General features: G+C 60.1%; 14 protein-coding genes. 11 read left to right on the forward strand and 3 right to left on the reverse strand.

Annotation, left to right across the window (positions count from 1 at the left end; all coding sequences use genetic code 11):
* Positions 1-46 precede the first annotated feature (46 nt).
* From hemH to can, 5 genes are all read left to right on the forward strand, one after another.
* Positions 47-1,153, forward strand: a complete 1,107-nt coding sequence (gene hemH, locus ACIROY_RS07825; RefSeq protein WP_402341028.1) for a ferrochelatase — start codon at positions 47-49, stop codon at positions 1,151-1,153.
* Between the two features lie 489 nt (positions 1,154-1,642).
* Positions 1,643-2,182 (forward strand): nucleotide exchange factor GrpE, encoded by a 540-nt coding sequence (grpE, locus tag ACIROY_RS07830; protein ID WP_402274172.1) that lies wholly within the window; start codon positions 1,643-1,645, stop codon positions 2,180-2,182.
* Between the two features lie 150 nt (positions 2,183-2,332).
* Entirely contained in the window at positions 2,333-4,267 is a 1,935-nt protein-coding gene (gene dnaK / locus ACIROY_RS07835; protein ID WP_402274174.1) for a molecular chaperone DnaK, read from the forward strand.
* A gap of 198 nt (positions 4,268-4,465) precedes the next feature.
* On the forward strand, positions 4,466-5,599 hold the full coding sequence (gene dnaJ / locus ACIROY_RS07840; RefSeq protein ID WP_402274177.1) for a molecular chaperone DnaJ: 1,134 nt from the start codon (positions 4,466-4,468) through the stop codon (positions 5,597-5,599).
* 287 nt (positions 5,600-5,886) lie between these two features.
* Complete coding sequence (gene can / locus ACIROY_RS07845; protein WP_402274179.1) at positions 5,887-6,570, forward strand: carbonate dehydratase; 684 nt, start codon at positions 5,887-5,889, stop codon at positions 6,568-6,570.
* A 75-nt stretch (positions 6,571-6,645) separates the two neighbouring features.
* Here the strand turns inward: can and panB are convergent, their stop codons facing one another.
* The 3 genes from panB to ACIROY_RS07860 all read right to left on the reverse strand — a co-directional run bounded on the left by panB (position 6,646) and on the right by ACIROY_RS07860 (position 8,586).
* Complete coding sequence (gene panB, locus ACIROY_RS07850) at positions 6,646-7,479, reverse strand: 3-methyl-2-oxobutanoate hydroxymethyltransferase (protein WP_402341030.1); 834 nt, start codon at positions 7,477-7,479, stop codon at positions 6,646-6,648.
* A gap of 2 nt (positions 7,480-7,481) precedes the next feature.
* Positions 7,482-8,123, reverse strand: a complete 642-nt coding sequence (locus ACIROY_RS07855; protein WP_402274185.1) for a deoxynucleoside kinase — start codon at positions 8,121-8,123, stop codon at positions 7,482-7,484.
* Between the two features lie 115 nt (positions 8,124-8,238).
* Complete coding sequence (locus ACIROY_RS07860) at positions 8,239-8,586, reverse strand: DMT family protein (protein WP_116434077.1); 348 nt, start codon at positions 8,584-8,586, stop codon at positions 8,239-8,241.
* A gap of 307 nt (positions 8,587-8,893) precedes the next feature.
* On the opposite strand from ACIROY_RS07860, the gene ACIROY_RS07865 reads away from it, so the two are divergent.
* From ACIROY_RS07865 to ACIROY_RS07890, 6 genes are all read left to right on the forward strand, one after another.
* Positions 8,894-9,958, forward strand: a complete 1,065-nt coding sequence (locus tag ACIROY_RS07865) for a chemotaxis protein (RefSeq protein WP_402341033.1) — start codon at positions 8,894-8,896, stop codon at positions 9,956-9,958.
* Positions 9,959-10,048: 90 nt separating this feature from the next.
* The gene (locus ACIROY_RS07870; protein ID WP_402274191.1) at positions 10,049-10,420 is read left to right on the forward strand and encodes a response regulator; all 372 of its coding nucleotides are present in this window, start codon (positions 10,049-10,051) and stop codon (positions 10,418-10,420) included.
* An 8-nt stretch (positions 10,421-10,428) separates the two neighbouring features.
* Positions 10,429-10,767, forward strand: coding sequence for an STAS domain-containing protein (locus ACIROY_RS07875; protein ID WP_402274194.1), 339 nt, complete (start codon positions 10,429-10,431; stop codon positions 10,765-10,767).
* Positions 10,764-12,959: a chemotaxis protein CheA gene (locus tag ACIROY_RS07880; protein WP_402341036.1), complete on the forward strand. Its 2,196-nt coding sequence runs from the start codon at positions 10,764-10,766 to the stop codon at positions 12,957-12,959. Before ACIROY_RS07875 ends, ACIROY_RS07880 begins: the two co-directional genes overlap by 4 nt.
* A gap of 82 nt (positions 12,960-13,041) precedes the next feature.
* Positions 13,042-14,838 (forward strand): methyl-accepting chemotaxis protein, encoded by a 1,797-nt coding sequence (locus tag ACIROY_RS07885; RefSeq protein ID WP_402274957.1) that lies wholly within the window; start codon positions 13,042-13,044, stop codon positions 14,836-14,838.
* 39 nt (positions 14,839-14,877) lie between these two features.
* Complete coding sequence (locus ACIROY_RS07890) at positions 14,878-16,485, forward strand: methyl-accepting chemotaxis protein (protein WP_402274200.1); 1,608 nt, start codon at positions 14,878-14,880, stop codon at positions 16,483-16,485.
* Positions 16,486-16,491: the final 6 nt, after the last annotated feature.

Below are 16,491 nucleotides of genomic sequence, written 5' to 3' on the forward strand. Positions count from 1 at the left end.
GCAGCATCGCCTCCTTCCAGCTAACGCCAGACCTTCACGGATTTCCATGTCATTTCGCAAAGAACCTCCTTACACCCACGGCGCGACTGCGCAGACAGCGGTCGTGCTGGTCAACCTCGGCACGCCCGACGCGCCGACCGCGCGCGCGGTGCGCCGATATCTGAAGCAATTTTTGTCGGATCCGCGCGTGGTGGAAATCCCGCGCGCTATCTGGTGGTTCATCCTCAACGGCATCATTCTGCCGTTCCGCTCGGGAAAGTCGGCTGAAAAATACGCCTCCATCTGGGACGCGGAAGGCTCGCCGCTCAGGCTCAACACCGAACGCCAGGCCGCCTTGCTGCGCGCACGCCTGCTTGAGCGCGGCCACCGCGTACACGTGACGTATGCGATGCGCTACGGCAGTCCGGCGGTGTCGCAGGTGCTCGATGAACTCAAGGCGCAAGGTTGCGACCGCATCCTGATCCTGCCGGCTTATCCGCAGTATTCGGGCACCACGACGGCCTCGATTTTCGACGCCGTATTCCAGCACTTCGCCAAGGTGCGCAATGTACCCGAACTGCGCCTGATTAAGCATTACCACGACCACGACGGTTACATCCAGGCGCTCAGGCAGTCGGTGCAGGCGCATTGGGACGCCAACGGCCAGCCGGACAAGTTGGTCATGAGTTTCCATGGCGTGCCCAAACGCACGCTGCTGCTGGGCGACCCTTACCATTGCGAATGCTACAAGACCGCACGGCTGCTGGCCGAAGCGCTGGGCCTGAGCGAGGCGGAATACGTGGTGACGTTCCAGTCGCGTTTCGGCAAGGCCGAGTGGCTGCAACCCTATACTGCGCCGACCTTGCAGGAACTGGCGCGCCAGGGCGTGCAGCGCGTCGACGTCATGTGCCCCGGCTTCACCAGCGACTGCCTTGAGACGCTGGAAGAAATCGCGATGGAAGCCAAGGCCGAATTCCTGCACGCCGGAGGCCGCGAGTTTCATTTCATCCCGTGCCTGAACGATGCGCCCGCCTGGGGCCAGGGCATGATGGAAATTGCCGAACAGCACCTGATCGGCTGGCCAACCTTGGCCGGCGCCACTGCGCGCGAAGAAGAACAAAAGCAGGCTGCCATCTCCGCCGAACAGGCCCGCCGCCACGGCGCCACGCAATAGTATCAACGCCGCAAACTGGACGTGATCGGGCTGCAGCCTGTTAAAATAGCGGGCTGCGCTGGTCTTGCATTGAGGAAATTTTGTGCAGGTCGGGGCGCCGTGCGGCGCTACCGGGACGAATCCCGGTCCCGGCTTCAATACAGCGCAACCAGTTGTGAATAGCTGATCCACGCTGCTGCCAGCAGGGTATAGGCAAGGATGGTGGCGGAGATAAGCGGCAATTTCATGACGTCTCCTTGAAATTTGGCGGGGAAAACATAAATCGAGTCTGATCGCACCATCATAAATGTTGCATCGCAAACGCCTGTTTCAAGTGTAGTAAATTCTGTAACAAGACGTTAGAACGTTTAGTTGGATGCCATATGACTTCTGGATATGGCCTCGGCGCGTAATAACCATTGAAAAACTAGGGTTAAGCCTCATGTGCAGCCCCAAGCGCCATAAGGCGCGTAAAACCTACCATGCGTACCATGTCGGAGAGTATTAACTATGCAAGATACGGAAAAACCAGCGGAAAACGAAGCAGTGCAGGACGCACAAGCGCAGACGCAGGCGTCTGAAGCCGTCGAGCCGGGCCTGGAAGAACAGCTGATCGCCGCCGAAGCCAAGATCGCCGAGATGCAGGATGCTTTCCTGCGCGCCAAGGCAGAAGCCGAGAACATCCGTCGCCGCGCCCAGGACGATATCAGCCGCGCCCACAAGTTTGCGATCGAAGGCTTCGCCGAGTCGCTGCTGTCGGTCAAGGACAGCCTGGAAATGGCGCTGAAGATCGAAACACCGTCGGTCGAATCGCTCAAGGAAGGCGTCGACATGACATTGAAGCAACTGTCGGCTGCCTTCGAAAAGAACAAGCTGCTGGAAATCAGTCCGCAAGCCGGTGAAAAGCTGGACCCAATGAAGCACCAGGCGATTTCGGCCGTGCCGGCGGAGCAGGAAGCCAACACCGTCGTGACCGTCCTGCAAAAGGGTTACACCATCTCCGAACGCCTGCTGCGTCCGGCTCTGGTGACCGTTGCGCAAGGCAAGTAAGCTGTCGCTGTACAGATAAAAACGATAAACGGCACAAAATTTGCTTTTAAGTGACACTCGTCGCTTGAAAGTCAGATTTTTCTCCACATATTAAAACTATCAAAACTATTGTTGTTCCCTAACGGGGACTTAAGGATCGAAGGAAAAATCATGGGCAAAATCATTGGTATTGACTTGGGTACAACCAACTCGTGCGTCTCCGTCATGGAAGGCGGCCAGCCGAAAGTCATCGAAAACTCCGAAGGCGCGCGTACCACGCCTTCGATCATTGCGTATCAGGAAGACGGCGAAGTACTGGTTGGCGCACCTGCCAAACGCCAGGCCGTCACCAATCCTAAAAACACCATCTACGCCGCCAAGCGTCTGATCGGCCGCAAGTTCGACGAAAAGGAAGTGCAGAAGGACATCTCCCTGATGCCTTACGCGATCGTCAAGGCCGACAACGGCGACGCCTGGATCGGCGTGCGCGACAACAAGCTGGCGCCGCCGCAAATCTCCGCAGAAGTGCTGCGCAAGATGAAGAAGACCGCCGAAGACTACCTCGGCGAAGAAGTCACCGAAGCGGTCATCACCGTGCCGGCTTACTTCAATGACGCGCAACGTCAGGCAACCAAGGATGCCGGTCGCATCGCCGGTCTGGAAGTCAAGCGCATCATCAACGAACCGACTGCGGCAGCGCTGGCGTTCGGCCTCGACAAGACCGAAAAGGGCGACCGCAAGATCGCCGTGTATGACCTGGGCGGCGGTACTTTCGACGTTTCGATCATTGAAATCGCCGACGTCGATGGCGAGAAGCAATTCGAAGTGTTGTCCACCAACGGCGATACGTTCCTCGGCGGCGAAGATTTCGACCAACGCATCATCGATTACATCATCGACGAGTTCAAGAAGATCAACGGCCTCGACCTGTCGAAGGACGCGATCGCCCTGCAACGCATCAAGGCTTCGGCCGAACGCGCCAAGATCGAACTGTCGTCGTCGCAGCAAACCGAAATCAACGAGCCGTACATCGCCATGGCCAACGGCGCACCGGTCCACCTGAACCTGAAGATCACCCGCGCGAAGCTGGAATCGCTGGTGGAAGAACTGATCGCCAAGACCATCGAGCCATGCCGCACCGCCATCAAGGATGCCGGCGTCAAGGTCACCGACATCGACGACATCATTCTGGTCGGCGGCATGACCCGCATGCCGAAGGTGCAGGAGAAGGTCAAGGAATTCTTCGGCAAGGAACCGCGCAAGGACGTCAACCCGGATGAAGCGGTCGCCGTCGGCGCCGCAATTCAAGGCTCGGTGTTGTCGGGCGAGCGCAAGGACTTGCTGCTGCTGGACGTCACGCCACTGTCGCTGGGTATCGAAACCATGGGCGGCGTGATGACCAAGATGATCAAGAAGAACACGACCATCCCGACCAAGTTCAGCCAGGTGTTCTCGACTGCCGACGACAACCAGCCTGCGGTGACCATCAAGGTTTACCAGGGCGAGCGCGAAATGGCGGCCGGTAACAAGGCCTTGGGCGAGTTCAATCTGGAAGGCATTCCACCTTCGCCGCGCGGCACGCCGCAAATCGAAGTGACCTTCGACATCGACGCCAACGGCATCTTGCACGTCGGCGCCAAGGACAAGGCCACCGGCAAGGAAAACAAGGTCACCATCAAGGCCAATTCCGGCTTGAATGAAGAAGAGATCGAGAAGATGGTGCGCGACGCCGAGGCCAACGCCGACGAAGACAAGCGCCTGAAGGAACTGGCCGAAACCCGCAACCAGGGCGACGCGCTGGTCCACTCGACACGCAAGGCATTGACCGAGTACGGCGACAAGCTGGAAGCCGGTGAGAAGGACGCCATCGAAGCCGCCATCAAGGAGCTGGAAGAAGTCCTGAAGGCCAACGACAAGGCCGCCATCGACGCCAAGACGGCAGCGCTGTCCGTGGCTGCGCAAAAGCTGGGCGAGAAGATGTACGCCGACCAGCAGGCACAGCAGGCTGCGGCCGGCGGTGCGGCTGGCGCAGGCGCGGCAGGTGCAGGCGAATCGCGTCCGAAGGACGACGACGTTGTCGATGCCGACTTCAAGGAAGTGAAGTAATCCGGATTGCGGACGAAGGGAAATTTTTCTTTCGTCCGCAGCCCGACGCAGCATTCGGATTCAGATTTAGAAACACGTCGGCCGGCTTTGCCGTCCGACACGCCGAGCAAGATGGTCGCAAGATCGTCTCTCGGCTTTTTCACATTGTTGGTTCTCGCGCAGGTGCGGGGGAAGCCCAATAACAAGGTGTTATAAAACATGGCAAAACGTGACTTTTACGAAATCCTTGGTTTAGCGAAAAACGCGACCGACGACGAGATCAAGAAGGCTTATCGCAAGCTGGCGATGAAGTACCATCCTGACCGCAATCCCGACAGCAAGGGCGCGGAAGAGAAGTTCAAGGAGGTCAAGGAAGCCTACGAGATGCTGTCAGACGCGCAGAAGCGCGACGCTTACGATCGTTACGGCCATGCCGGCGTCGACCCCAACATGGGCGGCGGTGGCGGCGCGGGTGCGGGCGGCTTTGCCGACGCCTTCGGCGACATTTTCGGCGACATTTTCGGTGGTGGCGGCGGCGGTGGACGTGGTCGCGGCGCGGGTCCGCAGGTGTACCGCGGCGCCGACCTGCGCTACAACCTCGAGATCACGCTGGAACAAGCGGCGCACGGTTTCGACACCACCATCCGGGTACCGTCCTGGGACGAGTGCGATACCTGCCACGGTTCCGGCGCCAAGCCCGGTACCTCGCCGACCACTTGCGGCACCTGCGGCGGCCACGGCCAGGTACGCATGCAGCAGGGCTTCTTCAGCATTCAGCAGACTTGCCCGAAGTGCCACGGCAGCGGCAAGGTGATTCCCGAGCCATGCCCGACTTGCGCCGGCGCCGGTCGCCTCAAGCGCAACAAGACGCTGGAAGTGAAGATTCCTGAAGGCATCGATGACGGCATGCGCATCCGTTCGTCCGGCAACGGCGAACCTGGTATGAACGGCGGTCCTCCGGGCGACCTGTATGTCGAAATTCACATCAAGCAACACGAAGTATTCCAACGCGACGGCGACGACTTGCATTGCGAAATGCCGATCTCGTTCGCCAAGGCGGCATTGGGCGGCGACATCGAAGCACCGACCCTGAGCGGCAAGGCCTCCTTCACGATTCCCGAAGGAACGCAGTCGGGCAAGACGTTCCGCTTGCGCGGCAAGGGCATCAAGGGTGTGCGTTCTGGCTACGCCGGCGATCTGTTCTGCCACGTCGTGGTGGAAACGCCGGTCAAGCTGACCGAACGTCAGAAGGACCTGTTGCGCGAATTTGAAAAACTGACTGCCGAAGGCGGCGCCAAGCACAGCCCGCAGACCAAGACCTGGAAAGACAAGGTCAAGGAATTCTTCGAGTAAATCCGACAAGACCGGCGCCGCCGTTTGAGGCCGCGCCGGTTTTTGCGGCGTTTTTTCTATACAATGCAGTCGCGGCCCATGGTGCTGGTAACACAGTGCTCAGAACATGCGCCGCACATTTCCGGAAGACATCGTTAGCATGCGCCATCGGCCGCCAGGCCGCATCCAGCGCCCGCCATGGCAAACATGGCGAACGTCCGGTCTTCTTTCATTCATCCTCATGCCCGCCGCGATCGGCCCTTTCGGGTGCGATGCGACGACAAGCGTGAAACTCGATCTTGCCGACTATGACAATACCAAGCCAACAAGACCAGGTTCAGCTGCAACTGCTGCAAGGCAACCGCCGCTGGGCAAGTGAAATCACCGCGCGGGATCCCGACTTCTTTTTGAAGCTCGGCTCGCAGCGTTCCCCCGAATATTTCTGGATCGGCTGTTCGGACAATCGCGTTCCGGCCAACGACCTGCTCGGCCTGTTGCCGGGTGAACTGTTCGTCCACCGCAACATCGCCAACGTGGTCGTGCACACCGATTTGAATTGCCTGTCGGTGTTGCAGTTCGCGGTCGACGTGCTGAAGGTCAAGCACATCATCATCTGCGGCCACTATGGTTGTGCAGGGGTGCAGGCAGCGCTCACCAAGCGCCGCGTCGGCCTCGCCGACAACTGGCTGCAGCACGTGCAGGACGTCCACGAAAAGCACATCGGTTGTTTCCACGACCACATGTCGCAGGGCGATCAGCATGACCGCCTGTGCGAGCTCAACGTGCTCGAACAGGTCGCCAACATCTGCCGCACCACCATCGTCACCGATGCCTGGGAACGCGGTCAGGAATTGAGCATCCATGCGCTGGTCTACGGCGTGCACGACGGCCTGCTGGAAGCCTTGTCGCCGACCATCAGCAATGCCGACGAGTGCAGCAAGAACCTGGCCGTCAGCCTGGATCGCTACAAGGACATCAAGGACATTCGCTGACGCGAAACCGTCCCTGAAAATAAAAAGCCCGCGCGAGCGGGCTTTTTTGCGTCTGCCGATACCCAGGGAGCGCGCTCAGAAGCAATGCTCCGCCGCCGGGAAACCGCCGTCCTTGACCGCCGTCACATAGCCGCGCACGGCATCCTCCACGCTGGCCGCACCGTCCATGAAATTTTTCACGAAGCGCGCCTTATGGCCCGGGAACACGCCCAGCATGTCGTGCATCACCAGCACCTGGCCGGAGCAGTCAGGGCCCGCGCCGATGCCGATGGTGGGGATGCGCAACTGCGCCGTCACGTCCGCGCCGAGCGCCGCCGGAATCGCTTCCAGCACCAGCAGCGAAGCGCCGGCCGCCTGCACCGCCCTGGCGTCGGCATGCAGCAATTCAGCGCCTTCCAGTGTCTTGCCCTGTACTTTGAAACCGCCCATCTGATGCACCGATTGCGGCGTCAGGCCCAAGTGCGCGCAGACCGGAATGCCGCGTTCAGTCAGCAGGCGGATAGTGTCGGCCAGCCAGGCGCCGCCTTCAATCTTCACCATGTGCGCGCCGGCCTGCATCAGCTTCACGGCGTTGTCGAATGCCGCCAGCGGCGAGCCGTAGGTGCCGAACGGCATGTCGGCGATGATCAGCATGGACAGGTTGCCGCGCGCCACGCTGGCGGTGTGATAGGCGATGTCGGCGATAGTCACCGGCAGGGTCGACTGATGACCCTGGCAGACCATGCCCAGCGAATCGCCGATCAGCACGGTGTCGACGCCGCTGCGGTCCATCAATGCTGAAAAGCTGGCGTCGTAACAGGTCAGCATGGTGATCTTGTCGCCTTTGTCGCGCATGGCTTGCAGCGTGTGGATGGTGACGGCTTTCTTGCGTGCTGCCGGGCTTGGGGCGTCTTGCAGATAGGCGGCCATGGTTATTCTCCTCGGTTCAGGAATGCGCGCTTGCCGCGCATCTCAACGATGTGCGACAGCAGCAGCTCAAAATCTTCGTCGCTGTCGGCCATGTTCATGTGCTCGTTGTTGACGATCAGCAGCGGCGCAGCATCGTAGTTATAGAAAAAGCGGCTGTAGCTGTCGCCCAGGCGCTGCAGGTAATCGTGCGAGATCGACGCTTCCATCGGGATGCCGCGCTTGCGGATGCGCTCGACCAGCGTCTCCACCGGCGCCTGCAGGTAGATCACCAGGTCCGGCTGCACGGCATGTGTGCGCAGGTGCTGGTAAAGCTGTTCGTAGAGTTTCAGTTCTTCGTCGGCCAGCGTCAGGCGTGCGAACAGCGGATCTTTTTCCAGCAGGAAGTCGCCGACGAAGCGGGTGTTGAACAGGTCCGACTGCGCCAGCTCCTGCAATTGCTGGATGCGCTGGAACAGGAAGAACATCTGCGTCTGCAGCGCGTAACGGCCGGCGTCGCGGTAGAACTTTTCGAGGAAGGGATTTTCCTGCGGCTGTTCCAGCACGGACTGCGCGCCGAGACGCTCGGCCAGCTTGCGCGCCAGCGTGGTCTTGCCGACGCCGATCGGGCCTTCGATGACGATGTAGTGGTAGCTGTCTAGATCCATTCTCGCTCTTGGCGGATATTGCACCGCACACAGTGGATGGGAGTCCGCATTGTACGAGAGTCGTGCCGTGCTGTCAGCGCACTGTCAGAACCGGTTCCGCAGAACGAGCGGGACGTCAACTGCGGAAAATGAAATACACCGCCCCCACCAGGCACAGCGCCGCCCACACATAGTCAAGCTTGAACGGCTGCTGCATGTAAATCATTGCAAACGGCACGAACACGGTCAGCGTGATCGCCTCTTGCATGATCTTCAGTTGCGCCAGGCTGAACTGGGTGTAGCCGATGCGATTGGCCGGCACTTGCAACAGGTATTCGAACAGCGCGATCGACCAGCTGATCAGCGCCGCGATCCACCAGGGTTTGGAGGCCAGGCTCTTGAGATGACCGTACCAGGCGATGGTCATGAAAATATTCGACAGCGCCAGCAAGCCGACGGTCTGTAACGCGACAGGAATTTGCATGGGATCAATAAGGGTGGTGAAGCTTGTTTCTGGATGGCAACGCATACTCTGACAAATCAAGCTGAATTCTGCCTCTATTCGGCCCACAGACCAAGTCCCCGGCGGTCCAGAATAAGGAACGCAGAACATGACCGTCGATACAGAACGTTGGTCTGCGGAAATTTTAAATATTCTCGACGAATGTATAAAAAACCGGCTGCATGTTGCCGTTAATGCATGAGAGGCGGCAAGTGACGCGATATGTGGAGGCGATGTGGGGGTCGTCCCGCCGGAACCATCAAAAATCAAACATTCAGATTGGAACATCGTGAAGTCGAATTACCGCGCCTTGCTTATGTTGTGGGGGACCAATGCTCTTTTGCTCGCGCTGCTCGCGCCGCGATGGTGGCAAGGTGTCATCGCCGGTGCGCTGATCGCAGGCGTGGCCTGGGTGCTTGGGGCCAGTCCGGCGCAAGCCGGCGGGCAATCGGCGGTGGACGTTCCCTCTTCCCATACAAAGGAGCCGGCAACCCGGGCGTCGGATCTGCCGGTGCTGGTGCAGGCGGTGGTGCCGGCCTGGCGCAACAACGTGCAACTCGCGCGCACCCAGACGCAGGAAGCCATCGACAAGCTCACCCAGCGTTTCGTCGGCATCCATCAACGCCTTGGCGGTGCGGTGAGCCTGGCCGAAGGCGGCAAGAACGGCGACGTCCTGCAAGTCATTCAGAACGCCGCTCAACAGCTCGGCGGCATCGCCGACGCGCTGGAGCAAGTGCTGACCACGCGCGACGCCTTGCTGCGCAAGATTGAAGCGCTCAGCCTGCACAACGACGACATTCGCCAGCTTGGCCTGCAGGTCGAGCAAATCGCCGGTCGCACCGGCGTGACCGACCTGTTCTCCGACCAGGCCAGCTGGACCGAGCTGGCGGCCAGGTCCGCCGAGACGGGTCGTCAGATCGTCAGCAAGACCAAGGCGGTCCAGCAACAGATCCAGGCCACGCATTTGTCCGCCAACCAGCTGGATGCAGACGCCGGCCGCATGGTCGACGACTCGCGCATGGTGATCGATTCGGTCATCGCCGATTTCCGCCAATCCGCGGACAAGCTCAGCGGCACCGTCGGCCAGCTTGAAGAAGAAAATCGCGAGGTTGACCAGGAGGTCTGCGACATCCTGGTCAACCTGCAATTCCAGGATCGCATCAGCCAGATCCTTGATCACGTCCAGCTCGACATGGTCAAGCTGACGGGACTGGTGGAGAGCGCCGCACCCTTGCCGCCCAGCGCGGCATGGCTGTCCGATCTCGAAAAAACCTATACCACGCAGGAGCAACGCCAGGTACACGCCGGCCAGCAGGCCGACAAGTCAATGCAATCACAAGTTGATTTCTTTTGAAGAGGATGGCATGCATGCACGAACCGAGTTTTTTTCACGCCGCGGGCAGCACGGGCATTTCTGCAACGACTTCTTGCGGGGATCGCTGACATGAGTCCCAAGACCATTCTCATCGTTGACGATTCGTTCAGCCTGCGTCAGACCATCAGCATCGCGCTCAAGGCTGCCGGTTACGACGTGGTCGAAGCAATCGACGGCCGCGACGCGCTCAACAAGCTCGACGGCCGCAAATACAATCTGATCATCTCCGACGTCAACATGCCCAATCTGGACGGTCTGAGCTTCGTGCGCGAAGCCAAGCAGAACCCGAGCTACAAGTTCACGCCGGTGCTCATGCTGACCACTGAAAGCGGCGATAAGCGCAAACAGGAAGGCAAGGCCATCGGCGTGCGCGCCTGGGTGCACAAGCCGTTCCTGCCGCCGGTGCTGCTCGACGCCGTGGCCAAGTTGGTGACTCCTTAGGACATGACATGCCATTGACGCAAAGCACGCGCGACGGACATTTGCTGCTGCTGGTGAGCGGAGGCTTCACCATATTCCAGGCAGCCGAGTACAAGCCGCAACTGCTGGGTGTGCTCGATGGCGCCGACGATGTGCTGGAGCTGGATCTGAGTGCCTGCGACGAGCTCGACACCGCCGGTCTGCAGCTATTGCTGCTGCTCAGGCGCGAGGCCGCCGCGCAGTACAAGCAGCTGTTGCTGAGCGGTGTCGGCCCGGCCGTGCAAAGCGTGTTGAACATGTTGCAACTGCAGGATCTGATGCGGGCCGATTCGACTTCGTCGTCAACTTCGTTGCAGGGGCTGGCATGAAAAAAGATGCCGCCCGCGACGCTCTGGTGCAGGAAGCGCGCGAACTGCTCGTCGCCATGGAAGCGGCGTTGCTGCAGATCGAAAGCGATGGCGCCAGCCGCGACGCGATCAACGCCATCTTCCGTGCGGCGCATACGATCAAGGGGTCGGCGGGACTGTTCGCTTTCGACAGCATCGTCAGCTTCACCCATCTGCTGGAAAACGTCCTCGATAAGGTGCGCAACGGCATCGTGAAGCTTGATGACGCCATGATGTCGCTGCTGCTCAATTGCGGCGACTACATGAGCGAGCTGGTCGACGCCATCGCCGAACTCAAGGAAGAGCAGGATCCCGATCCGGTCCGGCGTGCCGAACTGGAAGCAACACTCAATACGTACCTGGCGCATGTCGCGCAACCGCAGGCGGAAAGCGTCGATGTCGCTGCAAACCTTGTCGCTGACGTGGCCACGCCCGATGCACCGGGCGCAGCACCCGACCCCGGCGCGGTCTCCAATCCGCATTGGCACCTGTCGTTGCGCTTCAGTCCCGACGTCTTGCGCGACGGTCTTGATCCCTTGTCCTTCCTGCGCTATCTGCTGACGATGGGCAGCATGGTCTATGCACATGTGATCGATCTCGCCATTCCGGCCGCCGATGACATGGACGCGGAACTCTGTTATCTCGGCTTTGAAATCGGTTTTTCCAGCACGGCCCGGCGCGAGGAAATCGATAGCGTCTTTGAATTCGTGCGCGAAGACAGCGACATCATCATCCTGGCGCCGCACAGTCAGCTCACCGAGTACCGGAGCTGGCTGCAGAGTCTGCCCGAACGCGAGGAAGTCGCGTTGCATCTGTTGCAGTCCGGCGCCCTGAACGCTATTGAATGGCGTCAGCTGCAAATCGACACAGTCGATGTTGTCGATGCCGTCGCCGAGTCCGATCCGCATGCCGTGACAGCGTCGCCGATTTCTGCACGCATGCCTGCCCTGCGTCAGAAAGTCGGAGACGAAAAGAAAAACCTGGAACAGAAATTCATCAAGATCGAAGTCTCCAAACTGGATCAGCTGATCGATCTCGTGGGCGAACTGGTGATCGCCGGCGCCGGCGCCAGCCTTGTGGCCAAGCGCAAGAAGGATCAGCGTTTTGAAGAAGCGACACAGGTGATTTCCGGATTGGTGGAGCAGATACGCGACGCCGCGTTGACGCTGCGCATGGTGCAGATCAACGAGGTATTCCAACGCTTCCCGCGTGTCGTACGCGACATGTCGCGTGAGATCGGCAAGAACATCGAATTGATCGTCACGGGGGCCGACACCGAACTCGACAAGTCGATGGTGGAAAAGATCGCCGACCCGCTCATGCATATCGTACGCAACGCCATGGATCACGGCATTGAATCGGCGGAATCGCGGCGCGCCGCCGGCAAGCCGGAGATCGGCGTGTTGCGCCTTAACGCGACGCATGAATCAGGCAGCGTGGTGATCGAAGTATTCGACGACGGACGCGGCCTCGACAAGGAGCGCATTCTGCGCAAGGCGGTCCAGCAGGGACTGGTGACGGCAGATGCGGGTTTGTCCGAACGCGACATATTCCGCCTGATCTTCGAGCCCGGATTTTCTACCGCCGAGCAAGTGACGTCGCTGTCCGGTCGCGGCGTCGGCATGGACGTGGTCAAGCGCAACATCGATGCGCTGCAAGGCGAGGTCGAGATCTACAGCAACCCCGGTCAGGGCACGATGGTGCGCATTCGCCTGCCGCTGACGCTGGCGATCATCGCCGGCTTCCAGGTGGTGGTGGGCGGTGCGGTGTTCGTCATCCCGCTCGACCTGGTGGTGGAATGCATCAACCTGTCCAGTCATCAGGTGCACAACAACGTGGTGACGCTGCGCGACGAGCCGCTGCCGTTCATTCCCTTGCGTGAACTGTTCGACCTGCCGCAGCGTGAATCGGCGCGCAAGAGCCTGGTGATCGTCCAGTACGGGCCGTTGCGTGCGGGCCTGCTGGTCGACAACCTGTTGGGTGAATGCCAGGCGGTGATCAAGCCGCTCGGCAAGCTGTTCAGCAAGGTGAAGGGGTTGAGCGGATCGACCATCCTCGGCGATGGGCGCGTCGCCCTGATTCTGGATGTGCCGCATCTGATCGCGCATACCGGAAGGATGGAACAGGCCGAGGTAAGACGTACCGAGAGCCGCATGAGCGCGGCGAATGACTGACATGAACAAGCAGGTGCGCGTGAAGGATTCCATCCACCGCGACGCCGACCAGAAAGACAGAATGCAGAACAGGGGAGTAGTCATGAAAAACAAGTTGACGCAACGAATGAGCATCCGCCAGCTATTCGTCTGGCTGGTGATCGTGCTGGCGGTGCTGATGGGATCGATCGTCAGTGTCACGCGCGCGCTCAAGGAGGCCAATACCAATCTCGACCTGGCGCACGAATCGCGGTACTACTCGTTTGTTCTGGCCAACGAAATGCGGCGCAGCTCGGAAGACCTGACCAAGTTCGGTCGCGCCTATGTCACGACGGGGGACCCCAACGACGAAGAGCGTTACTACATCGTGCTCGATATCCGTAACGGCAAGCGTCCGCGTCCGAAGAACTATGAGCGTGTGAATCTTGACCTGGTGATGGCCAAGCAGCTCAACGCCATGCCGGCCGATCCGGCGGTGCCGCTGCTCGACCTGATGAAGCAGGCCGGCTTCACCGCACCGGAATTGGCGAAAATGCAGGAAGCGAAGGTCACCTCCGATGCGTTGACCAAGACCGAGATTACGGCGTTCAACGCCGTCAAGGGGCAGTTCGATGACGGCGCCGGCAACTTTACCGTGACCGGTGCGCCCAACCAGGCAATGGCCCAAGAACTGATGTTCGACCAGAACTACCGCGCCATGGTAGGCCGCATCATGGTGCCGATCAATGACTTCCTGCGCATGGTGGATGAGCGCACGCAGCGACGCGTGAACGTCGCACAGGCGCGCTATTCCGAACTGGAGATGGTGATCTTCTCGCTGCTGGGCGCCTCGATGCTGCTGTTGCTGGTGTGCCTGTTCTTCACCTACCGCGTGATTCGTTCGCAACTCGGCGGCGAGCCGCGCGACGCCATGATCGTGCTGCGCAAGGTGGCCGAAGGCGACCTCACGGTCAAGGTGCCGGTGTCGGACAAGGATACCGGCAGCGTCTTGCACAGCACCCAGCAGATGATCGCCAAGTGGACCGCCGTGATCGGCGACGTCAACGGCACCGCCAGTTCGCTGGCGTCGGCGTCGGAGCAGATCTCGGCGTCATCGCAGGCGCTGAGCAAGAATGCTTCGCAGCAAGCGTCCAATGTGGAAGAAACCAGCGCCTCGGTGGAAGAGATCACCGCCACGATCGCGCAGAATGCGGAGAACGCCCGCGTCACCGACAGCATCGCCAGCAAGTCCGCCAGTTCCGCCGTGGAAGGCGGTGAAGTGGTGCGCGAAACGGTGATGGCCATGAAGCAGATCGCCGGCAAGATCGGCATCATTGACGACATTGCCTACCAGACCAATCTGCTGGCGCTGAACGCGGCCATCGAAGCGGCGCGCGCCGGCGAGCACGGCAAGGGTTTCGCCGTGGTCGCGGCAGAAGTGCGCAAGCTGGCGGAACGTTCGCAGACTGCCGCGCAGGAAATCATCGCGGTTGCGGAGAACAGTGTCAGCCTGGCCGAAAAAGCCGGTCATCTGCTGGATCAGATGGTGCCGTCGATCCGCAAGACCGCCGATCTGGTGCAGGAGATTTCCGCCGCTTCGCGCGAGCAATCGGCCGGTCTCGAACAGATCAACAACGCCGTGCACCAGATGGCGCAGACCACGCAATTGACGGCGTCGGCATCCGAAGAATTATCGTCCACCTCCGAAGAAATGAGCGCGCAGGCCATGCAATTGCAGGAGTTGATCCTGTTCTTTCAGGTCGGTGAAGAAAAGCGCCCGCAGTCGAAGAAAACATCCAAGCCCGGCAAGGTGGTCAACGAGCCGCCCACGATCAGCACAAAGTTCGTCAAGCCCGCCCGCATTTCGATGCTGGACGGCGGCGACGATCCGATTGACGAATCTTCGTTCAAGCGCTTTTGACCGGCACGCCACGATAGGTTGAGGCGAGGAGGAATTGTGATGAAGCTCTCCAGCAAGCTCGCAGTCTGTTTTGCTTTCGGTGCGCTGCTCACCGCCGCGGTTGGGGCCGATGGCGTGGTCAACCTGTTTCGCGTCAATGCCATGTTGCAGGAAATTTATACCGTCAATCTGCTGACGATCGTGAACCTCAACCAGACCAACAAGGTCGCGGTCGAGATTGCCATGTCCCTGCAAAACATGGAGAAATCTGAAGAACCTGTGGAGCGGAAACGCATCGCCGATGTATTGAAGTACCGGCTGGACGATCTCGGGCAAGCCTATGCGAACTACAAGACGACCACGGTCCTGAGCGATCTGGAACGCACCCTGCAGCGACAAGCTGATGTGCTGATCGACGGCTATGTCAAACGTGTTGAGCAACGGCGCGATCAGTTGTTGCGCGACCAAGACGCCAAAGGGAATCCTGATTCGCTGCGCATTGAATCCGATAGCCTGCGTTCACAGCTGGCCGCGCTGGTGGACGAGAACGTGCGGCAGGCGACAGTGAACAAGACCAAGGCGGCGACGCTTGAGCGCCGGACGCTGGAAGAAGTTGTCGCAGTCACCGCGCTCGCGCTGTTCATCGCGCTGGCATTGGCGCTGTACACGCGCCATACGTTTGCGCGCCAGATCGGCGGCGATCCGCGTGAAGTCATGCGCATATTGCGCAAGATCGCCGATGGTGACCTGACGGTGCAGTTTGCCGTCGGCAAGAAAGGGCAGGGCAGCGTACTGCACAGCGCGCAGCGCATGCTCGATCAGCTTGCGCTGGTGCTCAGGGACGTCAATACGGCGGCGGTGACGCTGGCCTCGGCGTCGGGACAGCTGACTTCGGCCGCCGAACAACTCAGCAAGAATTCATCCCAGCAGGCGGCGGATTCCGAAGAAACCAGCAGCGCCATTGGTCAGATTTCGGTGACGGTCAGCCATAACACCGCCAACGCCAATCACACCAATGCCATCGCCAGCGAATCGGCACGAGCTGCGACCGAAGGGCGTGAGGCCGTACGCGAGACGCTGGAAGCCATGCATCAGATTGTTGCCAAGATCGGTGTCATCGACGATATCGCCTATCAGACCAATTTGCTGGCGCTCAATGCTGCGATCGAAGCGGCGCGCGCCGGTGAGAACGGCAAGGGCTTTGCGGTGGTGGCCAACGAAGTGCGCAAGCTGGCCGAGCGATCGCAGATCGCCGCCCAGGAAATCGTCTCGGTGTCGGACCACAGTGTAGGCCTGGCCGAGAAGGCGGGCATGCTGCTGGAAGGCATGCTGCCATCGATCCAGCAGACCGCCGACCTGGTCGAGGCGATCTCGCTGTCGGCGCGCGACCAGAACGCCAGCCTGGTGCAGATACACAGCGCCATCGGCCAGATCACGCAAGCCATCCAGCTCAATGCGGTGGCCTCCGAAGAATTGTCAGCGACGTCGGAAGAAATGAATGAGCAAGCCCATCAATTGCGCGAACTGATGGGCTATTTTTCACTGGGGGCGCCTGATGAAGAGCGTGCCTCAGTGCCGCCGGAGCCGCCGGTACGCGAAGGAAAATATCTCGGCGGTGGCGCTGCAGCTGCCGATGGAAAAATGGAAACGGTGTTGTCGGATGTTTGAGGAGTA

It is taken from the genome of Herbaspirillum sp. NPDC101396 (assembly GCF_044767365.1).
In the GTDB taxonomy this organism is placed as follows: domain Bacteria; phylum Pseudomonadota; class Gammaproteobacteria; order Burkholderiales; family Burkholderiaceae_D; genus Herbaspirillum.